This is a genomic window from Collinsella phocaeensis (assembly GCF_900119895.1).
Taxonomy (GTDB): domain Bacteria; phylum Actinomycetota; class Coriobacteriia; order Coriobacteriales; family Coriobacteriaceae; genus Collinsella; species Collinsella phocaeensis.
The window spans coordinates 1-22566 of record NZ_FQLR01000003.1; the positions used below are offsets into that span (position 1 = coordinate 1).

26 protein-coding genes are annotated in these 22566 nt (G+C 65.7%); 2 read left to right on the forward strand and 24 right to left on the reverse strand.

Going from position 1 to position 22566, the window contains the following annotated elements; all coding sequences use genetic code 11:
• Positions 1–119: 119 nt before the first annotated feature.
• The 4 genes from BQ7355_RS00735 to BQ7355_RS00750 are packed head-to-tail and all read right to left on the reverse strand — an operon-like array spanning position 120 to position 5272.
• Positions 120–1733 (reverse strand): peptide chain release factor 3, encoded by a 1614-nt coding sequence (locus BQ7355_RS00735; RefSeq protein ID WP_072414470.1) that lies wholly within the window; start codon positions 1731–1733, stop codon positions 120–122.
• Between the two features lie 30 nt (positions 1734–1763).
• Positions 1764–2234 (reverse strand): SsrA-binding protein SmpB, encoded by a 471-nt coding sequence (gene smpB, locus BQ7355_RS00740; protein WP_072414471.1) that lies wholly within the window; start codon positions 2232–2234, stop codon positions 1764–1766.
• A gap of 7 nt (positions 2235–2241) precedes the next feature.
• Positions 2242–3105, reverse strand: coding sequence for a tetratricopeptide repeat protein (locus tag BQ7355_RS00745; protein ID WP_072414472.1), 864 nt, complete (start codon positions 3103–3105; stop codon positions 2242–2244).
• Between the two features lie 28 nt (positions 3106–3133).
• Complete coding sequence (locus tag BQ7355_RS00750; protein ID WP_240307275.1) at positions 3134–5272, reverse strand: ribonuclease R family protein; 2139 nt, start codon at positions 5270–5272, stop codon at positions 3134–3136.
• A gap of 182 nt (positions 5273–5454) precedes the next feature.
• Here BQ7355_RS00750 and BQ7355_RS00755 point away from each other — a divergent pair, with 182 nt between their 5' ends.
• Complete coding sequence (locus tag BQ7355_RS00755) at positions 5455–7962, forward strand: U32 family peptidase (protein WP_072414474.1); 2508 nt, start codon at positions 5455–5457, stop codon at positions 7960–7962.
• 82 nt (positions 7963–8044) lie between these two features.
• Here BQ7355_RS00755 and BQ7355_RS00760 read toward each other — a convergent pair whose 3' ends face one another.
• From BQ7355_RS00760 to rpsL, 20 genes are all read right to left on the reverse strand, one after another.
• Positions 8045–8791 (reverse strand): DeoR/GlpR family DNA-binding transcription regulator, encoded by a 747-nt coding sequence (locus BQ7355_RS00760; protein ID WP_072414475.1) that lies wholly within the window; start codon positions 8789–8791, stop codon positions 8045–8047.
• Between the two features lie 3 nt (positions 8792–8794).
• The gene (locus BQ7355_RS00765) at positions 8795–9883 is read right to left on the reverse strand and encodes a Gfo/Idh/MocA family protein (protein WP_240307276.1); all 1089 of its coding nucleotides are present in this window, start codon (positions 9881–9883) and stop codon (positions 8795–8797) included.
• Between the two features lie 185 nt (positions 9884–10068).
• The gene (gene rplX, locus BQ7355_RS00770; RefSeq protein ID WP_072414476.1) at positions 10069–10380 is read right to left on the reverse strand and encodes a 50S ribosomal protein L24; all 312 of its coding nucleotides are present in this window, start codon (positions 10378–10380) and stop codon (positions 10069–10071) included.
• Positions 10381–10395: 15 nt separating this feature from the next.
• Complete coding sequence (gene rplN, locus BQ7355_RS00775) at positions 10396–10764, reverse strand: 50S ribosomal protein L14 (RefSeq protein WP_072414477.1); 369 nt, start codon at positions 10762–10764, stop codon at positions 10396–10398.
• Positions 10765–10858: 94 nt separating this feature from the next.
• A complete protein-coding gene (rpsQ, locus tag BQ7355_RS00780) occupies positions 10859–11125 on the reverse strand; it encodes a 30S ribosomal protein S17 (RefSeq protein WP_072414478.1) in 267 nt (88 codons plus the stop codon).
• Positions 11126–11141: 16 nt separating this feature from the next.
• Complete coding sequence (rpmC, locus tag BQ7355_RS00785) at positions 11142–11357, reverse strand: 50S ribosomal protein L29 (RefSeq protein WP_072414479.1); 216 nt, start codon at positions 11355–11357, stop codon at positions 11142–11144.
• Positions 11358–11786 carry a 50S ribosomal protein L16 gene (gene rplP, locus BQ7355_RS00790; RefSeq protein ID WP_072414480.1) on the reverse strand — a complete coding sequence of 143 codons (429 nt, stop codon included), beginning with the start codon at positions 11784–11786 and terminating at the stop codon, positions 11358–11360.
• Positions 11786–12496, reverse strand: coding sequence for a 30S ribosomal protein S3 (gene rpsC / locus BQ7355_RS00795; RefSeq protein ID WP_072414481.1), 711 nt, complete (start codon positions 12494–12496; stop codon positions 11786–11788). Before rpsC ends, rplP begins: the two co-directional genes overlap by 1 nt.
• A gap of 5 nt (positions 12497–12501) precedes the next feature.
• Positions 12502–12873 (reverse strand): 50S ribosomal protein L22, encoded by a 372-nt coding sequence (gene rplV / locus BQ7355_RS00800; protein WP_072414482.1) that lies wholly within the window; start codon positions 12871–12873, stop codon positions 12502–12504.
• Positions 12874–12888: 15 nt separating this feature from the next.
• Positions 12889–13149: a 30S ribosomal protein S19 gene (gene rpsS, locus BQ7355_RS00805; protein ID WP_072414483.1), complete on the reverse strand. Its 261-nt coding sequence runs from the start codon at positions 13147–13149 to the stop codon at positions 12889–12891.
• 27 nt (positions 13150–13176) lie between these two features.
• Positions 13177–14007, reverse strand: coding sequence for a 50S ribosomal protein L2 (gene rplB, locus BQ7355_RS00810; protein WP_072414484.1), 831 nt, complete (start codon positions 14005–14007; stop codon positions 13177–13179).
• Positions 14008–14162: 155 nt separating this feature from the next.
• Positions 14163–14450, reverse strand: a complete 288-nt coding sequence (rplW, locus tag BQ7355_RS00815; protein ID WP_072414485.1) for a 50S ribosomal protein L23 — start codon at positions 14448–14450, stop codon at positions 14163–14165.
• Positions 14451–15077 (reverse strand): 50S ribosomal protein L4, encoded by a 627-nt coding sequence (gene rplD / locus BQ7355_RS00820; protein ID WP_072414486.1) that lies wholly within the window; start codon positions 15075–15077, stop codon positions 14451–14453. It lies immediately after the preceding gene.
• Positions 15078–15124: 47 nt separating this feature from the next.
• On the reverse strand, positions 15125–15745 hold the full coding sequence (rplC, locus tag BQ7355_RS00825; RefSeq protein ID WP_072414487.1) for a 50S ribosomal protein L3: 621 nt from the start codon (positions 15743–15745) through the stop codon (positions 15125–15127).
• Positions 15746–16099: 354 nt separating this feature from the next.
• Positions 16100–16708, reverse strand: coding sequence for a histidine phosphatase family protein (locus BQ7355_RS00830; protein ID WP_072414488.1), 609 nt, complete (start codon positions 16706–16708; stop codon positions 16100–16102).
• A gap of 197 nt (positions 16709–16905) precedes the next feature.
• Entirely contained in the window at positions 16906–18057 is a 1152-nt protein-coding gene (locus BQ7355_RS00835) for a cation diffusion facilitator family transporter (RefSeq protein ID WP_072414489.1), read from the reverse strand.
• Between the two features lie 200 nt (positions 18058–18257).
• Positions 18258–18566 carry a 30S ribosomal protein S10 gene (rpsJ, locus tag BQ7355_RS00840; protein ID WP_072414490.1) on the reverse strand — a complete coding sequence of 103 codons (309 nt, stop codon included), beginning with the start codon at positions 18564–18566 and terminating at the stop codon, positions 18258–18260.
• A 60-nt stretch (positions 18567–18626) separates the two neighbouring features.
• A complete protein-coding gene (fusA, locus tag BQ7355_RS00845; RefSeq protein WP_072414491.1) occupies positions 18627–20732 on the reverse strand; it encodes an elongation factor G in 2106 nt (701 codons plus the stop codon).
• 21 nt (positions 20733–20753) lie between these two features.
• Positions 20754–21230: a 30S ribosomal protein S7 gene (rpsG, locus tag BQ7355_RS00850; RefSeq protein ID WP_072414492.1), complete on the reverse strand. Its 477-nt coding sequence runs from the start codon at positions 21228–21230 to the stop codon at positions 20754–20756.
• A gap of 91 nt (positions 21231–21321) precedes the next feature.
• Positions 21322–21696, reverse strand: coding sequence for a 30S ribosomal protein S12 (gene rpsL / locus BQ7355_RS00855; RefSeq protein WP_072414493.1), 375 nt, complete (start codon positions 21694–21696; stop codon positions 21322–21324).
• A gap of 279 nt (positions 21697–21975) precedes the next feature.
• On the opposite strand from rpsL, the gene BQ7355_RS00860 reads away from it, so the two are divergent.
• Positions 21976–22359: a NifB/NifX family molybdenum-iron cluster-binding protein gene (locus BQ7355_RS00860; RefSeq protein WP_159430424.1), complete on the forward strand. Its 384-nt coding sequence runs from the start codon at positions 21976–21978 to the stop codon at positions 22357–22359.
• Positions 22360–22566 lie beyond the last annotated feature (207 nt).

Sequence of the window (22566 nt, forward strand, 5' to 3'; positions counted from 1 at the left end):
CTTCGGTTGCCCCGAAGGGGCCCGCCTACCGACGCGATCGCCCCGCCGCGCCGGTACTTTTGAAGCACCCAGGCAGCAGGACACGCTTTTCCGGCCTATGCCGCCACGGCATCCGCGCTCTAGAACTCGACGTTTCCGAATTCCGAAAGCTGGAGCTCCTTGTTGTGGTCAGTCGCCCAATCGATATTCCACGGACTCGTGAAGAGCAGAAGCTTGCCGCCGCGCATGTCCTCGACGCGGAGCGTATCGCGGGTGAGCGAAAGCCCCGGGATGTCGATGGAGTCCGGGTCGTTCTTGATCCAGCGGATATCCGTGTAGGGCAGCGCCTGCCGACGCACCTCGACGTGGTACTCGCTCTTGAGGCGCTGCTCGAGCACCTCGAACTGCAGCGTGCCCACCACGCCCACGATCACGGACTCCATGCCGGCGCCCAGCTCGCGGAAGATCTGGATGGCGCCCTCCTGGGCAAGCTGCTCCATGCCCTTGACGAACTGCTTGCGCTTCAAGGTGTCGACCTGCGTAACGCGGGCGAACAGCTCGGGGGCGAATGTCGGGATGCCCGCGAACTGGACATGCTTCTTACCGGTGCAGATGGTGTCCCCGATGCTGAAGATGCCCGGGTCGAACAGCCCGACGATGTCGCCCGCATACGCCTCGTCGACGATCGCTCGGTCATCGGCCATCATCGTCGTACCGGTCGCCAGCTTGAGCTTGCGCCCGCCCTGCACGTGAAACGCCTCCATGCCGCGCTCGAACTTGCCCGAGCAGATGCGCACGAACGCGATGCGGTCCCTATGGTTCTTGTCCATGTTCGCCTGGATCTTGAAGACGAAGCCCGAGAACTCGTCCCGCGCGGGCTCGACGGCCTCGCCGGTGAGTGCGTCGACGTGCGCGGAGGGCGCGGGCGCCAAGCGGAGGAAGTCCTTCAAGAAGGGCTCCACGCCGAAGTTGGTGAGGGCGCTTCCGAAGAACACGGGGGACAGCTTGCCGGACAGCACCGCATCGAGATCGAACTCGGAGTCGGCGCCGTCGAGCAGCTCGATGTCGTCCATCAGGTTCTTATGGTTGTCCTCGCCGATGAGGTCGTTCAGCGCCTCGTCGCCCAGCGTGGCCTCGATCTCGTCGACCTTCTTGGTGCCGTTGGCGCGGCCGTCGCCCTCGAACGCCAGCACGTGGCGGCTGGCGCGGTCGAACACGCCGCGGAAGGTGCGGCCGTTGCCGATGGGCCAGTTCATGGGATACGTGCGGATGCCCAGGACGTTCTCGACCTCCTCCATGAGGTCGAACGGGTCGCGCGTCTCGCGGTCCATCTTGTTCACGAAGGTGAAGATGGGGATGCCGCGCAGGGCGCAGACGCGGAACAGCTTCTTGGTCTGGGCCTCGACGCCCTTGGCGCCGTCGATCACCATGACCGCGGCGTCGGCGGCCATGAGGGTACGGTACGTATCCTCGGAGAAGTCCTGGTGGCCGGGGGTATCGAGGATGTTGACGCAGCAGCCTCCGTAGGTGAACTGCAGCACCGAGGAGGTGACGGAGATGCCGCGCTGCTTCTCGATGTCCATCCAGTCGGACACGGCGTGGCGGGAGTTCTGCTTGCCCTTGACCGAGCCGGCGCTCTGGAGCTGGCCAGTATAGAGCAGGAGCTTCTCGGTCAGCGTGGTTTTGCCGGCATCCGGGTGCGAGATGATCGCGAACGTGCGGCGCGCGGAGATCTGGTCGGAGAGGGAGGGCATGGGGTCCTTTCTGTTCGAGGCGAAGGCGGCCTAGCGGTTGCGGGCCTTGAGCGCGCGGTCGATGTCGCGCTGGATATCGCGCTTGGCCATGTCCTCACGCTTGTCGTAGAGCTTCTTGCCCCGGCCCAGGCCGAGCGTAAGCTTTACGCGGCCGTCCTCGTTGAAGTAGAGCTCGAGGGGGACGAGCGCGTAGCCGCGGTCGTGGAGCTTGCGGTCGAGGTAATCGATCTCCTTTCGATGGAGAAGCAGCTTGCGGCGGCGGTCGGGATCGCGGTTGAAGATGGTCCCATGGCTGTACGGATGGATGTGCACGCCCACGAGCCAGCACTCGCGCCCGCGGATGAGCGCGAACGTGTCGCTGATCTGGCACGCCCGCTCGCGAAGGCTGCGCACCTCGGTGCCCGCGAGCTCGATGCCGCACTCATACGTCTCCTCGATGAAGTACTCATGGCGGGCGGAACGGTTCTTGGCGATGGTCTTGCGCTCTTTACGACTGGACATGACCGCCTCACGCGCCTTCGGGAGCGTCGGCGGGACCGGACTCGGAAGCCGACTCGCGGATCAGCTTGGTAAGGGCTCGGCAGGCCTCTTCCCCAACCAGGCTGTTCGCGCGGACCGTGAGCTTGGTCGCCAGCTCATCGTCCCCGGCGTCGGCGGCGTCGGTGGCGCACATGAGCAGGCAGACGGCGATATCCGCAGACGGGCTCGTGGGGATGCCCTGCGCCGCGAGTTCGGCCACGGCTTTGCCGTCGGGCTCTTCGGCAACCTCGGGGTGCTCCTTGGTGAGGCGCGCGATGAGCTTCTCGGTGCGCGGATCGTTCGGAGCGAGGCGGAGCGCCAGGCGCGCGCAGCCCGAGGCTGCGAGCGGGACGTCCGCATCGCAGAAGAACTGGCCGAGGTTGGCGTAGGCGCGGGCGGCGGCGCGTCCGTCCGAGGCGCGCTCGAGCACGGAGTTGCTGAGGGCCGCCCACTCCTGCGTATCGTCGAGCGCCCGGAACAGCTCCGCCAGGTCGAGCCGATAGTTGCAGTTCATGGGATTCCACCGCACCGCCTGGGACAGGGCGTTGCGGGCGCTCACGTAGTCGCGCTGGCTGATGTAGGCAAACGCCATATCGGAGTACAGGCGGTCGAAGGGGACCCCGACCTGCACGAGCCGACGGGGGTCGCGCTCGACGCGCCGGTACGCCAGGCGCTCGAAGGGGTCGGCGAAGCTGAAGTACTGCACGTCCTCGCCGGCCTGACACGCAGCGGAGATGTAATCCTCGGCGAGCTCGACCAGATGCTCGAGCAAAGGAGTCGCAGTCGCCAGGTCGCCGGACGCGAGGAAATTCTCGGCGTAGGCGATGTCTTGTTCGGTTATCGGAATATCCACGGTACCTCCCGGGTCAATGACTAATGGTTCAGTGTAGCGCAGGGGCTGCATGTATGAGCCTGAAATCGAGATGGCCCCGCATCGGGTCGGACCCGGCGATCTCGACCACGACGCGCGTGCCGAGACGGATCTCCCGGCCGGTTGCCGAGCTCACGAGCATAAGCCTTTCCTCGTCCAGATCCCACCACTCGTCACCCAGCGCGGCCATGCGCACAAGGCCCTCGGCGCCCGTCTCATCGAGCCGCACGAACGCGCCCATCGAATCGATCCAGGACACGGCGCCCGACACCCGCTCGCCGACGCGCCCGGCGTAGTAGCGGCAGACCATGGCCTTCTGGGACGCATGGGCGGCGGCATCCGCGATGCGCTCGGAGTCGCTCGCCTGCCGGCATATCGGGGCCAAGATCGCGGGAAGCGACTCGGGGCCCCGCCCGATCAGGGCGGCGGTCGACTCCGGGCCCCGCGACGCATCGGCGGCGGCGCGGCGGCCCAGGCGCTCCTCAGCCAGGCGCTGCTTGACGACACGTTGGACGACCAAGTCCGGATACCGCCTGATCGGGCTCGTGAAGTGGCAGTACGCAGGGGCCGCCAGCGCGTAGTGACCGAGATTGCACGGGCGGTACACGGCCCGCTGCTGAGCGCGCAGGAGCAGCGCGTTGACGAGCGGGGCGGCAGGCGTGCCGTGCGCGGCATCGACCGCGCCCTGCAGGGCGGCGGGCTCGGCGGCCTCCAGGCCGAGGGCACATGACGCGTCGATAGCCCCCGCGTCCAGCAGGACGCGGGCCGCCGCGGCGAGCTCGTCGGGGGACGGCTCGGCATGGACGCGGAAGGCGGCCTCGAGCCCGCGGTCGACAAGCCAGCGGGCGACGCATTCGTTCGCGAGCAGCATCGCCTCCTCGACCAGCGAGGTCGCCGCCGTACGCGCACGGGTGACGATGCGCTCCGGCGCACCGTCTCGATCCAGCAGGACATGCACCTCGGAGGTCTCGAAGTCCACCGCGCCGCGGCGGGCGCGCAGCGCGCGGCGGGCGCGCGCCAGCCCGTCGGCGTCGGCGAGGAAAGCGGCAAGGTCGACACCCTCCCGCGCGGCGCGCTCCGCCGCGACGTCGGCGCGGCCGCGGGCCGCCTCGTGCGCGCCGCCGGAATCTCGCCCGACATCCCCGCCCTCATCCGAGCATGTGGGCAGCAGCTCCTCGACCGCCTCGTAATCGGTGCGAACGCGCGACCTGATCGCGCTCGGATACGGCTTGAACCCCTTGACGCGACCGCGGGCGTCAAGCTCGATATCGACGGTGACCGCCAGGCGGTCCTCGTCGGGGACGAGCGAGCACACGTCGCATGACAGCTCCTCCGGAACCATCGGCAGCACGCGGTCGGCAAGATACACCGACGTCCCCCGCCGGCGCGCCTCGAGATCGACGTGTCCGCCCCACGGCACGTAATGGGAGACGTCGGCGATATGCACCCCCAGGAGCCAGCCACCCGACGCCGTGCGCTCGATCGAGATGGCGTCGTCGAAATCCCGCGCATCGACCGGGTCGATGGTGAGCGCGAAGCGCTCCCGGATGTCGATGCGCAGCGGGTCCGCCAGCGCGTCCTCGACGTCCGCGCGGCGGGCGCGCGCCTCCTCGAGCGCGGCCGCGGGGTATCCGCCCTCCAAGTCGTACCGGGCCATCACGCACCGTATGGGCAGATCGGGGGCATCCGGCCCGCCCAGGCGCTCCTCGATCCGGACCACGCCAGACTCGTGGCGCGTCGGGTACCCGACGATCCGGGCACGCACCACGTCGCCCTCGCCTGCGCCGGCGCGCGCGGGGGAGTCATCCGTGGGGAGCACGAAGAAATCCAGCTTGACCCGCGGGTCGAGCGGGCGCACCACACCCAGGGGACCGGCCGTCCCATAGGTGCCCACCAGGATATCGGTCGCCCGCTCGAGGGTGCTCTCCACCTGGGCGCGCAGCTGTCCGCGCTCGCCGCGGCGCAAGCTCACCGAGACGATGTCGCCTCCCATGGCGCCCCGCAGGCCGCGTTCGGTGAAGCGGAACCGCCCTTCCGGCGTGTCGACGAACGCACCCGACCCCGTGAGCACGACCGTGCCCGTAAGCTCCGGCGCCCGCCTGCGCCCCGAAGACGCCCCGCCCTGTGACCTTCCGCGGCCTCTTCCCACTTGGACCTCCCTGTCGTCCCCGTGCCGCCGCGCGGCACGCTTCACATGCATCCCTTATGCCCTTGCCGCCGCACCCTATGCGCGCGCCGCGCGTCCATTGTGTGCCGCGGGCGAAACCGCCGCCGACGCCCGGGGCCGCATGTATACTCGAGGACGAACGGACCCGCACAGAAAGAACCGACGTGAACACACCCGCATCCGCACCCCGCGCGACCGACCGCACCGACCCTTCGCGCCGGCCCGAGCTGCTCGCTCCCGCCGGCGGACCCGCCCCCTTCGCCGCGGCGCTCGCCGCCGGCGCCGACGCCATATACTGCGGCATGGGGGCGTTCAACGCGCGGCGCAAGGCCGACAACTTCACCGACGAATCGTTCACCGAGGCCTGCCGCGCCGCGCATCTCGCCGGAGCGCGCGTCTACGTCACGGTGAACATCGTGATCAAGGATGAGGAGATGGACGAGGCCCTGCGCCTCGTCGACACGTGCTGGCGGCTCGGAGCCGACGCCTTCATCATCCAGGACTGGGGGCTGTTCGCCGAGATCAAGCGAACCATGCCCGAGGTCGAGACCCATATCTCCACGCAGGCGAACATTCACGATGCGCGCGGGGCCGCCTGGTGCCGCGATGCCGGGGCGGACCGCGTGACGCTTTCGCGCGAGCTCTCCGTCGCCGAGATCGCCGCCATTCACGATGCTGTGGACATCGATCTCGAGGTCTTCGCCCACGGCGCCATCTGCTTCTGCTACTCCGGCGTCTGCCTGCTCTCCAGCTTCGCGCGCGCCGGCCGCTCCGCCAACCGCGGCATGTGCGCGCAGCCCTGCCGACTACCCTACGAGCTCATCGACGAGCGGGGCCGTGTGCTCTCCCCCGCCGGCCGCGAGCGGCCGCTCTGCCCGCGCGACACCGACACCTCGACGATGCTTACCGAGCTCCTCGCCGCCGGTGCCCACGCGCTGAAGCTCGAGGGCAGGATGAAGGCGTCCGACTACGTCCACTCCGTCGTCGACGTCTACCGCAGGCAGCTCGACGACGCGATAGCCGGACGCGAGGCGACGCCGTCCGATGCGGCCGCAAGGGCCCGGCAGCTCAAGCGCAGCTTCAACCGCGATTTCACGTCCGCCTACCAGCACGGCACCTCGGGCGACGAGATGATGAGCTACGAGCGCTCCAACAACCGCGGCCAGCTCGTGGGCACCGTCCTTGGAAGCCGGCCCGCCGGCGGCAACACGCGCGGCCTGCACCCCGATGACCGCCGCCTGCGCGCGGCCGTCGCCACCATCCTCCTCGATGAGCCGGTAGGCAAGGGCGACCTGCTCGAGCTTCGCCACGAAGACGAATTCGATCAGTTCCTCACCGCGATCGCGGGAGCTGACGCCGAGGCGGGCTCCACGATCGAATGCCGCATCCCGCGCGCGATGCCGCGCGGGAGCCGCGTCCGCATCATCCGCAGCCAAGCGGCCATCGACACCGCAGCCGCCGCGCTCAAGCGCGACATCGCCCGCAAGCGCGCGGTCGACGTACGCGTCACGGCACGCTTGGGAGAGCCGTTCGAGGTGGTCCTCACGTGCTGCGACGACCCCTCGCTCAGCGCATCTGCGACGGGCTTCATCGTCGAGCCCGCGCGGACCCGCCCCGTCTCGCCCGACGACCTCGTCGAGCACGTGGGGCGCATGGGCTCCTCGCCCTTCGAGGCCGCGTCGTTCGATATCCAGCTCGACGAGGGCTGCGGGATGTCGTTTTCCGCCGTCCACAAGGTGCGCGGCGCGGCGTGCGACGCGCTCATCGAGCGCATCCTCGCCCCATACGCCGAGCGTCGCGGCAGCGCGCCGCGCGTCGACGAGCGCCCTCGGGCCCGCTCGTCCGAACGTGCAAAGGATCCTGCCGTCATCTGCGCCGCCGTATGCGATCTCGACGCCGCGGGCATCGCGCGCGAAGCGGGCGCGCAGCTCATATACATGCCCGTCGACGCCCTGCTCGAGGCCGGGCTCGATGCCGCGGGCGCGCAAGCGCGCGGTATCGTCCCCATCCTGGATGAGGTGTGTCGCGCCGTCGATCTCGAACGGCTCGACCCCTGGGTTCTCGACGGGTCGACCGTTGCCGTCGGGAACATCTCGGAACTTGCACGAGCAGGCCAGGTCGGGGCTCGTGCCGAGATTCGCCCCTGCATCCCCGTCCACAACCGCGCCTGCATGGAGATGCTTGAGCGGCGCGGCGCCGATGCGATATGGCTCTCACCCGAGCTGTCCCTCGCCGAGATCGAGCGGCTGTCCCCCGGCGCCCCCGTGCCCGTCGGCATCACGGTCTTCGGGCGCCCGCGCGTCATGACGAGCGAGCACTGCATCCTGCAGGTCGCCGACGCCTGCATCCACGACTGCGCTCGGTGCGGCCTGCGCCGGCGCGGCCTGCGCCTGCGCAACATCGACGGCAAGGAATTCCCCGTCCGTAGCGATATCCACGGTCGATCCCATCTCTACGGGGCCGAAGTGACCGACATCACCGCCCAGATCCCTCAACTTATGCACGCACGGGTGACGCGGTTCATGGTCGACGGCACGCTGCTCGACGGCAACGCCCTCAAGAAGGCCATCGTGCGCACCCGCGCCGCAGTCGAGGCGGCTCGGAACGGCAACCGTCCGGCGCCCCGGTCTTCCGGAACCACCACGGGCTGCCTGTTCGTCGGCGTCGACTAGCCCAGCCCCATATCGGCACCCCTTGACGGCGGGGCGGGATGCATCCTCGCATTCCGCCCCGCCGCGCCCTTTCACGCTACCCTTAGACGATGCGGACGTTGCGCCGGACACGGTAGCCCTCGGGCACGGCCCCCGCCGCGAGCACCTCGCAGGTATCGAGGTCTGCGAAGGTGACCGGGGCGATCATATCGAATTTACTCGCATCCGCCAGCACGACGGGGCGCGCGCACCGCCCGATGGAGGCGCGCTTCACCGCCGCCTCTTCCATATCGGGCGTGGTGAGGCCCGCCGTCGCGGATATGCCGTTGACTCCCCAGAACCCCAGGGAGAAGTTGTACCGCTCGACCGCCATCAGGGCTTCGGGCCCCACGACCGATTCCGTCTGCCGCTTGAGCTCGCCGCCCAGCAGGCGCACGTGCAGACCGCGCGCGGCCATCCGCAGCGCATGGCCCGCCGAATCCGTGACGTAGGTGATCGAAGGATCTTGCGGCAAGACGTCGATGAGCCTGCGCACCGTGGATCCGGAATCAAGGTAGACATACGAATCCGCCTCGAGCATGGCCGCGGCGGCCTGCGCGATGCGCTCCTTCTCATGCGCATGCAGGTAGCTTCGATCCTCCAGGTCGAGATCGATCGCAACGTGCGCGCGCTCGAGGCTCATGGCTCCGCCGTGCACCTTGGCGACGCGGTGCGCACGCGAAAGGTTCGCCAGATCCCTTCGGATCGTCGAGGCCGTGACACCGAGCGCCGACGCCAGATCCGGCACGCTCATGGACCCCGCTTCGGCCACCATCTCGACGATGCGCTCCATCCTCTCCTCAGCCAGCACGTTCTACTCCTCCTCAGGGTAGACGACACCCCAATCCGCGCGGAGCCGCGTCATGGTCTCCATGACATCCGACGCATACTCGATAAGGCCGAGGCTCGACGAGTCGCCGGCGACCGCTTTCTCGAGATTGGCCGCTTCATAGCACAGTGCGTACGCCTCTTCGCCCGCCTCGACGACCTCGCGGTGCCCATCGGAGGTCCAGACGATCTCCGCCCGATCGGCACGCGGGTAGGCCATGATCTCGATATAGCAGTCGTCGAAGCACAGGTCGGCGCGCTTCGGCTGCTTGGCGTGCATGCTGAGCGAAAAGACCCCGAGCTGCCCCTCGGCGTTTCGCGTCACGAAGCCGCTCTCCTCGTCGACGCCCGTGTGGAACACGTTGGCCAGGGACACCACCTCGGCAGGCTTGCTCTCCATGAACAGGCGCGCGACCGTCAACGCGTACACGCCGATATCGAGCATGGCGCCGCCGGCGAGGTTTCGGTTCCAAAAGCGGCTCGTCTCATCCTCGTAACTGTGGAAACTGCCGAAATTGACCTGCGCCAGGCGGAGACGACCGAACTCTCCCGCATCCGCGCGACGTCGAAGCTCCTTGTACAGGGGCATATGCAGCACCGTGGTGGCGTCCATGAGCACGACGCCGTGCTCGCGCGCCAACATCCGAGCTTCTTCGAGCTCGGCGGAATTGAGCGTGATGGACTTCTCGCACAGGACGTGCTTGCCGGCGGACAAAGCGGCGCGCAGATACTCGATATGCGTGTTATGCGGCGTAGTGATGTAGACGGCGTCCACCTCGGGGTCGTCATACAGGTCGCGGACGCTGCTGTAGACGCGCTGAATGCCGTAGGCCTCGGCGAAGGCTGCCGCCTTCGCGTACGTCCGGTTCGCGACTCCATGGATCGAACGCCCTGCGAGCGCGAAGGACTGGGCCATCTGATTCGCGATGACGCCGCAACCTATCACCGCCCATCTGAGCCGGGGCGCCGTGAAGATATCGGTGGGAAACGGTTTACCCTGGACGGCGACAAATGCCGCACGGGCCGCCTCGGCCGCATCGCGGGGCTGCGCGCTTGCATGCATATCGGTCTTCATCTCTGCTCCAATCAGTTGTGCGCGTTTATGCGCGTTTGTGCTCATTCTCACATAGACGGGCAGACAATGCGAGCAAAGGGATGAAAGTATGCGTTGGTAACGACGCGATCGACCTCTATGCAAAAGGCCCGGCTCCTGAAAAGGAACCGGGCCTTGACCGATCTAACGATCGAATGCGGATCGACTTAGAACTCAGCGCCACACTTCTTGCAGACGCGCAGCTTGTTCTTGCCGTCCTTCTTGTGGCCGACGCGGGTGGCCTGGCCGCACTTGGGGCAGACGAGCTGGACGTTGGACACGTCGACCGGCATCTCGGTCGGGACGATGCCGCCCTGCTGGTTCTGCTGGTTGGGCTTGACGGCCTTCTTGGCGACGGCCACGCCCTCGACGACAACCTTGCCCTCAGCCGGAAGCGCGCGCAGGACGACGCCCTGCTTGCCGCGGTCCTTGCCGGAGAGCACCTTGACGTTATCGCCCTTCTTGATGGACATAGACATAACGGTCTCCCCTAACTACAGGGTCTCGGGTGCGAGCGAGACGATCTTCATGTACTTCTTGTCACGAAGCTCGCGAGCGACGGGCCCGAAGATACGGGTGCCGACGGGCGAACCATCGTTGTTGATGACGACGGCGGCGTTGTCATCGAAGCGGATGTAGGAACCGTCCTTGCGACGGATCTCCTTCACGGTGCGAACGACGACGCAGCGAACGACGTCCTTCTTCTTGACGTTGGCGCCCGGGGTGGCCTCCTGGACGGCCGCCATGATGACGTCACCGACGCCAGCATAACGACGCTTGGAGCCACCGAGCACCTTGATGCAGCGAACCTTGCGCGCACCGGAGTTGTCAGCAACCGTGAGCATGGTTTGCATTTGAATCATGGTAGTTCCTCCGAAAGAGAATTCGACGAGAGGTGCGCCGCACTAACGGGAACGCGTTCCCGCGGCGCACATCATCGATGAAGCGTACATATGCTTACTTGGCGCGCTCGATGACCTCGACGAGACGCCAACGCTTCATCTTGGACATCGGACGGCACTCCATGACCTTGACGGTATCGCCGAGGCCGGCCGTGCACTCCTCGTCGTGCGCGTGAAGCTTCTTGGTGCTGGTCATCATCTTGCCGTACTTGGGGTGACGCTTGCGCTCGGTGGTGGTGACCACGATGGTCTTGGCACCGGAAACAGAGGTAACGACACCCGTGCGGACCTTGCGCGAGTTACGCTCAGTCGTTTCAGTCATGCTCTACTCCTGCAATCTACTCGGCCGCAGCGGTCTTCTCCGCTGCGATCTGACGGGCGCGCTGCTCCGTGAGGACGCGAGCGATGTCCTTCTTCACGGTCTTGACGCGAGCGGTGTTGTCCAGCTGGCTGGTGGCCATCTGGAAACGAAGGTTGAAGAGCTCGGCGCGCAGCTCCTTCAGCTTGTCCTCAAGCTGGGCGTCCGAAAGCTCACGAATCTCTGCGGGCTTCATTTACTTAACCTCCCCGTCCTGGTCAGCGCGGGTAATGATCTTGGTCTTGATCGGCAGCTTGTGCTGGGCCAGACGGAGCGCCTCGCGGGCGATCTCCTCGGAAACGCCGGCGATCTCGAACATGACACGACCCGGCTTGACGACGGCCACCCACTCCTCGGGGTTACCCTTACCGGAACCCATGCGGGTCTCCGCGGGCTTCTTGGTGATGGGCTTGTCCGGGAAGATGGTGATGTAGACGCGACCGCCACGCTTCATGTAGCGGGTCATGGCGATACGGGCGGCCTCGATCTGACGGTTGGTGATCCAGTGGGCCTCGAGGGCCTTGATGCCGTAATCACCGAAGTACAGCTGGGTGTTACCCTTGGCCTGGCCCTTCATGGAGCCACGCTGCACCTTGCGGTGAAGAATACGCTTAGGGGCGAGCACTACTGACCCCTCCTCTCGTTGTTACGACGGCGAGGACGGGAAGAGCCCTCGAGAGCCGGGTTGGGGACCGGCTGGCCGGGGAGCTTCTCGCCCAGGTAGATCCAGACCTTGACACCGCAGGAGCCCATGGTGGTGCGGGCGGTGGCGGTGCCGTAGTCGATCTTGGCGCGCAGGGTGTGCAGCGGCACGCGACCCTCGCGGTACCACTCGCGACGGCCCATCTCGGCGCCGCCGAGACGACCGGAGCACTGGATACGGATGCCCTTGGCGCCGGACTTGCGGGCGGTCTGAACGGCCTTGCGCATGGCGCGGCGGAAGGCGACGCGGCCCTCGAGCTGCTCGGCGATGGACTGAGCGACGAGGTTGGCGTCGAGCTCGGGGCGCTTGACCTCGATGACGTCGACGGAGAGCTGGCCCTTCTCGACGCCAGCGACGCGCTCGAGCTCGGTGCGCAGGCTGTCGATCTCGGCGCCCTTCTTGCCGATGACGATGCCCGGGCGGGCGGTGAGGATGATGACCTTCACCTTGTCGCCGGCGCGCTCGATCTCGACGCGGGAGAGAGCGGCACGGGAGAGGCGCTTGGCGAGGAACTTGCGGATCTCGAGATCGTTGCCGAGGGTCTCGGCGTAGTTCTTGTCAGCGAACCAACGGGAACGCCAGTTCTCGGTGATGCCGAGACGGAAACCGGTGGGGTAGACTTTCTGACCCATAGCGCTTAAGCCTCCTTTCCAGGAGCGACGACGACGGTGATGTGGCTGGTGCGCTTCAGAATGCGGGAAGCGGAGCCCTTGGCGCGGGGGCGGATACGCTTGAGCGTGGGGCCCTCGTCCACATAGGTGTACTTGACGACGAGATCGGCGGCGCGCATGCCGTTGTTGTTCTCGGCGTTGGCGACGGCGGAACGCAGAACCTTCTCGACGTCCACGGCGACCGCGCGGTCGCAGAAGTGGAGGATGTCGAAGGCCTGGGCCACGGTCTTGTTGCGGATCAGGTCAACAACGAGGCGAGCCTTGCTGGGGGACACGCGCACGTACTTGGCCGTAGCGCGGACCTCGCGGGTCGCGGTGTCGGTAGACTTAGTTGCCATTTACGAGATACCCCCCTATTTGGCCTTGTGGCCACGGAACGTACGGGTCGGCGCGAACTCGCCGAGCTTGTGGCCAACCATGGACTCGGTAACGTACACGGGCACGTGCTTGCGGCCGTCGTGGACGGCGATGGTGTGACCGACCATCTCGGGGAAGATGGTGGACGCGCGGGACCAGGTCTTCACGACGTCCTTCTTGCCGGCCTCGTTCATCGCGACGATACGCGAAAGGAGGCGAGGCTCCACGAACGGGCCCTTTTTGAGACTTCTGCTCATAAGTGCTTTCTCCTAACCAGGTATCGACTACTTCTTGCGACGACGGATGATGAGGGCGTTGGACGTCTTCTTCTTGTTGCGGGTGCGATAGCCCTTGGTCGGCTTGCCCCACGGAGTGACAGAAGGACGGCCGGAGGTGTGGTTCTTGCCCTCGCCGCCGCCGTGCGGGTGGTCGACCGGGTTCATGACCGTACCGCGGACGGTAGGACGGACGTTCATCTTACGCTTACGGCCGGCCTTGCCGATGACGATGTTGGCGTGCTCGGCGTTGCCGACCTCGCCGACGGTGGCACGACAGGTCACGAGGATGCGGCGCATCTCGGAGGACGGCATGCGCACGATGGCGTACTTGCCCTCCTTGCCCATGAGCTGGCAGGCGGTACCGGCGGAACGGGCGATCGCGGCGCCCTTGCCGGGCATGAACTCGATCGCGTGGATGAGGGTACCGACGGGGATCTCGGACAGCGGCATGGCGTTGCCCGGCTTGATGTCGGCGCCGGCGCCGGAGACGACGGTGTCGCCCACGGTGAGGCCCTTCGGAGCGAGGATGTAGCGCTTCTCGCCGTCCACGTAGTGGAGCAGGGCGATGCGGGCGGAGCGGTTAGGATCGTACTCGATGGTAGCGACCTTGGCGGGCACGCCGTCCTTGTTGCGCTTGAAGTCGATGACGCGGTAACGACGCTTCACACCGCCGCCCTGGTGGCGGACGGTGATGCGACCGTTGTTGTTGCGACCGGCCTTCTTGGGAAGCGGCTCGAGGAGCGACTTCTCGGGCTTGGTGGTCGTGATCTCGGCGAAATCCGAGACCGTCTGCCAACGCCTACCGGCGCTGGTCGGTTTAAGGTGCTTTACAGCCATTGCCTATCCCTTTCATATCTATCCGCTCGCCACCGCAAGCAGGGATGCGGGTGCGGTGACACCGGATTTACCACGGTACCGGGCGGCTCCATAGATTCGCCCGGACGTCGATGCACGCCTCCCTTTCGGGAGGCGACGCGTGCATGCAGCGAGACTTAGGCCTGGTTGCCGAAGATCTCGATGGACTGGCCCTCGGCGACGGTGACGACGGCCTTCTTCCAAGAACGGGTCTTGCCGGCGACGTAGCGGACGCGCTTGGTCTTCGGCTTCACGATCAGGGTGTTGACGCGGGTGACCTTCACACCGAAGATCTCCTCGACAGCGTCCTTGATCTGGAACTTGTTGGCGTCCTTGTGAACCTCGAACGTGTACTTGTTCTGCTCCATCTCGGAGAAGGAACGCTCGGACACGACGGGACGGATGATGATCTCGTGAGCGGTCATTTAGGCGAGCACCTCCCCGAAGTGAGCAGCGATGTCGGCGGTCATCAGCAGGGCGCCGTTGTTCACGAGGTCATAGGTGTTGGCCTCGGAAGGCGTGATGATGAACGCCTTGGGAATGTTGCGGAAGGACAGGTAGGCGTTGATGTCATCCTCGCGCACGATGATGGTGAGGCGCTTGCCCTCGATGCCGAGCGCCTTGAGCATGGCGACAGCGGCCTTCGTGGACGGCTTCTCGAAGCCGTAGTCCTCGACGAGGACGAGCTCGTTGTCGCGCACCTTCGCGGAGAGCGCGGAGCGCATGGCGAGCTTGACCTCCTTGTTGTTCATACGCTTGGTGTACGTGCGGGGCTTCGGCCCGAAGATCACGCCGCCGTGACGCCACTGGCCAGCGCGGATGGAACCCTGGCGGGCACGGCCGGTGCCCTTCTGACGCCAAGGCTTCTTGCCGCCGCCGGAGACCTCGGAACGGCCCTTGGTGGACTGGGTGCCCTGACGCCAGCAGGCCTGCTGGCACTTCACGATGTGGTGCATGACGTTGATGTTCGGCTCGATGCCGTACACCGCGGGAGCGAGCTCGACCTCGGCGGCCGCCTTGCCCTCCGTGTTCTTTACTTCAAACTTAGACATGTAAGTGTTCTCCTTGGTATGACTCTGGACCAGTTGGGTCGGGGCCCTTAGGCCATACGGATGGCGACCAGAGCGTTCTTGCCACCAGGGACGGCGCCCTTGATGAGCATGAGGTTCTGCTCGGCATCGATGCGGACAACGGTGAGGTTCTTCACGGTCACGCGCTCGTCGCCCATGTGACCGGCCATCTTGACGCCCTTGAGAACGCGGGCGGGATAGGCGCACTGGCCGATGGAGCCGGGATGACGGTGGAAGTGGGAACCATGGGTCATCGGACCACGGCGCTGACCCCAGCGCTTGATGCGGCCCTGGAAGCCCTTACCCTTGGAGGTGCCGATGACGTCGACCTTGGTGACGCCCTCGAAGTCGGCGACGGTGACGACGTCGCCCACCTTGTGCTCGTCGGCGTTGTCGACGCGGACCTCGCGAAGGTGACGGACGGGCTCGACGCCGGCCTTGGCGAAGTGACCAGCCATGGGCTTGTTCACGTTCTTGGCCTTGATGTCGCCGAAACCGATCTGGACGGCGTTGTAGCCGTCGGTCGCCTCGGATTTAACCTGCGAGACGGAGCAGGGGCCAGCCTGGATGACCGTGACGGGAACGACGTTGTCGTCCTCGTCCCAAACCTGGGTCATACCGATCTTGCGGCCGAGAATCATGCTGATCATTCAATGATCCTAACTCTCGGTGGTCTTGGGACACTGCGAACACCCCTTGTGTTCGCCCCTAGAGGACCACTACTGACATGCGTGCCGAAGCTTTGCATTCCGCCTGACATCGCGTGCGCGGCAACCCATTCGCGCGCATGCTTCGTACATGCAGAACCCTCCCCTATCGAGGCACAGCTTGATTAGTATACACGCCCGCGGGCGTATCCCTTATGCTCTATAAACTCTACACATTGTCTGAGCTGGGATTTCTCTCTATCGCGCTAGAGCAGGCGACGACTTCGCGCCCGAGTCCCGCCACCGCAGAGCGCGACCCGGGTGCGCATCGGATCCGCGCCTGCTGCCCGGTGCGCGCTAGCCGTTATGAATCTTTGTGCACGAGAAGGTCTCGGCGACCTCATCGAAGTCGAAGACGAGCACGCAGCAGTTGCCGAGAGGCCGGCCCTGATCGCATGTCGCCGCATGCTCCCAGGCTTTTTTGAACTGCAGCGTGGCCGATCCGTGACTCACGGCGAGCAGGGTGCGCACGGACGCGTCGCGCATGAGGCCGGTGAGCGTCGTGACCATGCGGGCGCGCAGCTCGGCGCTCCCCTCGCCGCCGTACGGCACGAGCAGCTCCTCGGGATCCCAGACGTCCGCGGGAACGTCTGCCTGAGGACCGCCCTCGAATGAACCGTAGCAGCGCTCCTTGAGCCCATCGATGGCCTCGACCGCGGGGATGGACGCAGCGTCGGTCGAGCAAGATTCCAGGACGCTCCGGACGCTCTCAGCCGTCGCGTACGCGCGCCCGATGGGCGACGAGCAGATTCGATCGAACGCGGCACCTTGCGCGGCAAGCCACGCCCCTGCTCGGCGCGCCTGCTCGATGCCCAGCTCGGTGAGCGGCGAGTCGCACCGCCCTTGCACGCGCTTCTCGAGGTTGTATACCGTCTGACCATGCCTCATCAGATACAGGCGCTTCATGATGGATCCTCCTTGCTCGCCTGCGCGCATGGGCCGCGGACGCACCGAAACCGATCGAGACGCGCCGGCACAGCCGGCGGAACGCCGGCGTGCGCTTCCGGCCTGCTGCATCGGTGAAGCCCGAGCAGCGGGGGGCCGGATGCCGCACGCGCCCCGATGCCTTAACGGTGCACGGACGGCCCGTCTCCGTGACAGTCCTATTGCCGCGCGCTCACGTAGTCCTCGTCCACGGTGATCTTCGCGACGGCACAAGGATAGGCCTGCTCGACGGCGGCCGCCAGCTCGCGGCGCAGCTCCTCGGGCGAAAGCCGAAACCCTTCAGGACGCAGGCAGTCGAAAATGACGTTCGTGTGGGTCGGTCCGGGGACGGTGCGCAGGTCGTGGATCGAGATGCGCGGATCTATGCGCTTGGCCATCGCGTCTATCGCACAGCGCATGTCCGCCACCGCCGCGTCATCCGTTACGATCGGGTCGTAATGCAGCGTGACGATGAGTCCGTCCTCGTTCTTGAACGCCTGCTCGATGTTGTCGAGGGTGTCGTGGCTTGCAATGGGGCTGTCTTCGGCGGCCATCTCCACATGGGCGCTCGCGAACTGCCGCCCCGGGCCGTAATCGTGGACCATGAGGTCATGGGTCCCCAGAACACCCGGATAGCTCATTATCTTCGCGCGGATGTGCTCGACGAGCTTCGGGTCCGGCGCGGACCCGAGCAAGGGGTCGACCGTCTCCTTGATCAGGCAGATGCCGCTCCAGGCGATATAGGCGCCCACGGCAAGACCCGCCCAGGCATCGAGCTCGATTCCCGTCGCTCGCGCGATGAGCGCCGACGCGAGAACGGCACCGGTAGCGATGACGTCGTTTTTCGAATCCTGGGCCGTCGCCTTGAGCGTGTCGGATTCGATGCGCTCGCCAAGCATGAGGTTGAATCGGGCCATCCAGAGCTTGACCAGCATCGAAAGGACGAGCACCGCGACGAGGGCAAGCGAAAAGTCGACGGGCACGGGAGCCAAGAGCTTATCGAACGAAGACTTGACCAGCTCGATTCCGATGAGAAGCACGAGAACCGCGACGACGAGACCGGAAAGGTACTCGTAGCGTCCGTGCCCGTACGGATGCTCAGGGTCCGCCGGCTTGCTGGCGAGTTTGAATCCGAGCACGCTCACGATATTGGAGGATGCATCCGAGAGGTTGTTCATGGCGTCCGCGACGATGGAGACAGACCCGCTCGCGATGCCGATCAGGGCCTTCGCGATGCAGAGGATCACGTTGAGCGCGATGCAGACCATGCCCGCCAGCGAGCCGACGCGCGCACGATCCCCACCGGCGCGCTTACATATCCATTCACCCATAACGGCCCCTTCCTCGAACGCGTATCCGTAGGTGCGGCTCGGCCTCCTCGCCCACGTTCGACGCAAACTTATATGATATTCCACTCGCATCGGGCATGCGAGCCAGATTCATCGCCGCAAGGCATAAACCAACGTGCACCTTATGAAAAAAGGCCGCCACCTGAATGGTGACGGCCTTGAGTCGCGCAAAAGGAGATCGCTTAGAGCTTGATCTCGATGTCGACGCCGGCGGGAAGGTCGAGACGCATCAGCGAATCGACGGTGCCGCTGGTCGGGTCGAGGATGTCGATGAGGCGCTTGTGGGTGCGCATCTCGAACTGCTCGCGGGAGTCCTTGTTGACGTGCGGGGAGCGGATAACCGTGTAGAGGTTGCGCTCGGTCGGCAGGGGGATGGGGCCGGAAACGCGGGCACCGGTCTTCTGAGCGGTGTCAACGATAAGCTTCGCGGACTGATCGACGACCTCGTGATCGTAGCCCTTGAGGCGGATCCTGATCTTCTGGCTAGACAACTTTACCTCCAAATGGCATGCGAGCGCGGGCTCGCGGTGGTACTGGCGATGGCGAACGGGTTAGTTGGCACCGTTCTTGGCCATGACCTCGTCCGTGATGGACTTGGGAGCCGGCTCGTAGGAGTCGAACTGCATCGTGTAGGATGCACGGCCCTGGGTCTGGGAGCGGAGGTCGGTCGCATAGCCGAACATCTCGCCCAGCGGCACCTTGGCGCGAATGACCTTGGAGCCGCCACGGTCGTCCATGCCCTCGATCTTGCCGCGACGGCCGGACAGGTTGCCCATGACGTCGCCCATGTACTGCTCGGGGGTCTCGACCTCAACGGACATGTAGGGCTCGAGCAGGATCGGGTCGGACTTCTTGAGAGCGTCCTTGATCGCCATGGAGCCGGCGATCTTGAAGGCGGCCTCGGAGGAGTCGACCTCGTGGTAGGAACCGTCGAACAGGGTGACCTTGACGTCGACGACCGGGTAGCCGGCGATGACGCCGGTGTTCAGCGCCTCCTGGATGCCCTTGTCGATGGACGGGATGTAGTCCTTGGGCACGACGCCGCCGACGATGGCGTTGACGAACTCGTAGCCGAAGCCCTCTTCCATCTTCTCGAGCTTGATGACGGCGTGGCCGTACTGGCCGCGACCACCGGACTGACGGACGAACTTGCCCTCGGCCTTCTCGACGTCGTGACCCGGAGCCTCGCGGTAGGCAACCTGGGGCTTGCCCACGTTAGCCTCGACCTTGAACTCGCGGAGCAGGCGGTCGACGATGATCTCGAGGTGCAGCTCGCCCATGCCGGCGATGATGGTCTGGCCGGTCTCGTGGTTGGTGGACACCTGGAAGGTCGGGTCCTCCTCGGCGAGCTTGGTGAGCGCGATGGACATCTTGTCCTGCTCGGCCTTGGTCTTGGGCTCGATGGCGATGTCGATAACCGGCTTGGCGAACTCGATCTGCTCGAGGATGAGCTCCTTGCCCTCCTCGCAGAGGGTGTCACCGGTGGTGGTGTTCTTGAGGCCCACGGCGGCGAGGATGTCGCCGGCGGAAGCGCCGTCGACGTCGACGCGGTCGTTCGCGTTCATCTCAAGGATGCGGCCGAAGCGCTCGCGGTTGCCGGAGGTGGCGTTCACGACGTAGGAGCCGGCATCGACGTGACCGGAGTACACGCGGAAGAAGGTGAGCTTACCGACGAACGGGTCCGTGGCGATCTTGAAGGCGAGCGCGGCGAACGGAGCGTCTGCGGAGGCCTCGCGGGTCTCGGTCTCGCCGGTCTTGGGGTTGGTGCCCTCGACGGCGGGAACGTCCAGCGGGCTGGGCAGGTAGTCGACGACGGCGTCGAGAAGCTCCTGCACGCCCTTGTTCTTGTAGGCTGAGCCCACGAGAACCGGGTTGAGCTCGTTGGCGAGCGTACCCTTGCGGATGGCGGCCTTGAGCATGTCCACGGGGATCTCCTCGTCCTCGAGGACCATCATCATGAGCTCGTCGTCGTAGTTGGAGGCGGCGTCGAGCAGCTCGGCGCGCTTCTCGGCGGCGACGTCGGCGAACTCGGCCGGGATCTCGTCCATGGCCTCGGGGTAGGTCATGCCCTTATCGTCGGGCTTGAAGTCCCACGCGGTCATGGTGACGAGGTCGATGACGCCCCAGAAGTTGTCCTCGGCGCCCATCGGGACCTGGATGGCCACGGCGTTGGCGTTGAGGCGCTCCTTCATCGTGTCGATGGCGTGGAAGAAGTCAGCACCCACGCGGTCGTACTTGTTGATGAAAGCGATGCGGGGGACGTTGAAGTTGCGAGCCTGACGCCACACGGTCTCGGACTGCGGCTGAACGCCGGCGACGGCGTCGAAGACCGCGACGGCACCGTCGAGGACGCGCAGGGAGCGCTCGACCTCAGCGGTGAAGTCGACGTGGCCCGGGGTGTCGATGATCTGGATGCGGTAGCTCTTGCCGTCCTTGTGCCAGAAGCAGGTGGTGGCGGCGGACTGAATGGTAACGCCGCGCTCCTGCTCCTGAACCATCCAGTCCATGGTGGCAGCGCCCTCATGGGTCTCACCGATCTTGTGCTTCTTGCCGGTGTAGTACAGGATGCGCTCGGTCGTGGTGGTCTTGCCGGCATCGATGTGGGCCATGATGCCGATGTTGCGGGTCTCGGAAAGCTTGTACTTGGGCTTAGCCATGAGTCAGTTCCTTCCTAAAACTTACCAGCGGTAGTGAGAGAACGCGCGGTTGGCCTCGGCCATCTTGAAGACGTCCTCGCGCTTCTTGACGGAAGCGCCGACACCGTTGGCGGCGTCGAGGATCTCGCCAGCGAGACGCTGGGCCATGGTCTTCTCCTTGCGGGCGCGGGAGAAGTTGACGATCCAGCGGATACCGAGCTGGGTGGAGCGGCGGGCGTTGACCTCCATGGGGACCTGGTAGGTAGCGCCGCCGACGCGCTTGGGCTTGACCTCGAGGGTCGGCTTGACGTTGTCCATGGCCTTCTTGAAGGTGGCGAGGGCGTCGCCGCCCTCGGCCTTCTCGGCGACGATGTCGAAGGCGCCGTAGACGATGCGCTCGGCGGTGGCCTTCTTGCCGTCCAGGAGGACCTTGTTGATAAGCTGGGTCACGAGGCGGTTGTTGTAGACAGCATCAGGCTGAACCTCGCGGCGGTGATTCTTAGCTGCACGACGCGGCATGTGAATTCTCCTCTATGAAAGTCGCGCATGACCGCATGCGGTTACCCGAGCGGCGCGCGAAACGAAACAGTCTCGAATCGTAAGCGCTTGCTTACTTCTTGGGGCGCTTGGCGCCGTACTTGGAGCGGGACTGCATACGGTTCTGGACCGCAGAGGCGTCGTACGCGCCGCGGATGATGTGATAGCGAACACCGGGGAGGTCGCGAACGCGGCCGCCGCGGATAAGCACGATGGAGTGCTCCTGGAGGTTGTGGCCCTCACCGGGGATGTAAGCGGTGACCTCGATGCCGTTGACCAGGCGAACACGGGCGACCTTGCGGAGCGCCGAGTTCGGCTTCTTGGGGGAGGTGGTGAACACGCGGGTGCACACGCCGCGCTTCTGGGCGTTGTGCTGCAGGGCGGCGTTCTTGGACTTCTTGGGGACCGAACGGCGGCCCTGGCGAACCAGCTGGTTGATAGTAGGCAAAGCGTACTCCTTTTCGAAATGATTCCAGCTCTGACATGGTGCAACGGCTTGAATCGAGGCGTCAGCATCCGCCTTCGAAACACGCAGTTCGATAGGATATGTTGAGTACTCAGCGGTGTCAACAGACCACGCGTCCGGGCGTTTCCCTCTTTCGGCATGATTCCGCAGAGTCTCCATATCCGGTGCGTCCTTGTGCCCCTTCGCATGAGAATCGGCACTCCGAGCCATCCCGTCACACCCCCTCCTGCACATCTTGGACTACGATGTGAGGACCAATCGATGAACACGAAGGAGAGCACCATGCGCATCGCCATTCCCGTCGAGACCGACCAGGGCCTCGCCGCCCCCCGCTCCGGCCACTTCGGCCACGCCGCCTACTTCACCATCGCCACCGTCGAGGACGGGGAGGTGACCGGCGTCGAGGTCGTCAAGAACGTCGAGCACGGCGAGCACGGCTGCGGAGGCGTGATCCAGCACGCGCTCGACCAGAACCTCGACGCGATCATCGCCACGGGGATGGGCATGCCGCCCTACAGCCGTTTCACCGCCGGCGGCGTCGCCGTGTACGCCGAGGGCGAGACGCCGATCGCCGGCGACGTCCTCGCCAAGTTCCTCGACGGCAAGGTCCAGCCGATGGATCCCGCTAACGCCTGCCGCCATTAAGGCCCGCGGCCAAGGGCCCGCCCGCGACATACGAGCGCCTGGGCGCTCCGGCCCCATCGCCCTCGCGAGGGCATGGGGCCGGAGCGTCCTTCTCGTTCACGTCCAGTCGCCTTCGACTTGGCCGCCATCGCCGATCCGCCTATTCGCGCTTCAGCGCATCGGGCCGCAGCAAGGCCCGCACCCGCCGCTGGACCTCGCTTCTCAGCA

Excerpts from the sequence above, each read along its gene's own strand:
- BQ7355_RS00735 (WP_072414470.1), bottom strand. The coding sequence starts at position 1,733 with ATGCCCTCCCTCTCCGACCAGATCTCCGCGCGCCGCACGTTCGCGATC.
- smpB (WP_072414471.1), bottom strand. The coding sequence starts at position 2,234 with ATGTCCAGTCGTAAAGAGCGCAAGACCATCGCCAAGAACCGTTCCGCC.
- BQ7355_RS00765 (WP_240307276.1), bottom strand. The coding sequence starts at position 9,883 with ATGAAGACCGATATGCATGCAAGCGCGCAGCCCCGCGATGCGGCCGAG.
- rplX (WP_072414476.1), bottom strand. The coding sequence starts at position 10,380 with ATGTCTATGTCCATCAAGAAGGGCGATAACGTCAAGGTGCTCTCCGGC.
- rplN (WP_072414477.1), bottom strand. The coding sequence starts at position 10,764 with ATGATTCAAATGCAAACCATGCTCACGGTTGCTGACAACTCCGGTGCG.
- rpsQ (WP_072414478.1), bottom strand. The coding sequence starts at position 11,125 with ATGACTGAAACGACTGAGCGTAACTCGCGCAAGGTCCGCACGGGTGTC.
- rpmC (WP_072414479.1), bottom strand. The coding sequence starts at position 11,357 with ATGAAGCCCGCAGAGATTCGTGAGCTTTCGGACGCCCAGCTTGAGGAC.
- rpsC (WP_072414481.1), bottom strand. The coding sequence starts at position 12,496 with ATGGGTCAGAAAGTCTACCCCACCGGTTTCCGTCTCGGCATCACCGAG.
- rplV (WP_072414482.1), bottom strand. The coding sequence starts at position 12,873 with ATGGCAACTAAGTCTACCGACACCGCGACCCGCGAGGTCCGCGCTACG.
- rpsS (WP_072414483.1), bottom strand. The coding sequence starts at position 13,149 with ATGAGCAGAAGTCTCAAAAAGGGCCCGTTCGTGGAGCCTCGCCTCCTT.
- rplB (WP_072414484.1), bottom strand. The coding sequence starts at position 14,007 with ATGGCTGTAAAGCACCTTAAACCGACCAGCGCCGGTAGGCGTTGGCAG.
- rplW (WP_072414485.1), bottom strand. The coding sequence starts at position 14,450 with ATGACCGCTCACGAGATCATCATCCGTCCCGTCGTGTCCGAGCGTTCC.
- rplD (WP_072414486.1), bottom strand. The coding sequence starts at position 15,077 with ATGTCTAAGTTTGAAGTAAAGAACACGGAGGGCAAGGCGGCCGCCGAG.
- rplC (WP_072414487.1), bottom strand. The coding sequence starts at position 15,745 with ATGATCAGCATGATTCTCGGCCGCAAGATCGGTATGACCCAGGTTTGG.
- BQ7355_RS00830 (WP_072414488.1), bottom strand. The coding sequence starts at position 16,708 with ATGAAGCGCCTGTATCTGATGAGGCATGGTCAGACGGTATACAACCTC.
- BQ7355_RS00835 (WP_072414489.1), bottom strand. The coding sequence starts at position 18,057 with ATGGGTGAATGGATATGTAAGCGCGCCGGTGGGGATCGTGCGCGCGTC.
- fusA (WP_072414491.1), bottom strand. The coding sequence starts at position 20,732 with ATGGCTAAGCCCAAGTACAAGCTTTCCGAGACCCGCAACATCGGCATC.
- rpsG (WP_072414492.1), bottom strand. The coding sequence starts at position 21,230 with ATGCCGCGTCGTGCAGCTAAGAATCACCGCCGCGAGGTTCAGCCTGAT.
- BQ7355_RS00860 (WP_159430424.1), top strand. The coding sequence starts at position 21,976 with ATGAACACGAAGGAGAGCACCATGCGCATCGCCATTCCCGTCGAGACC.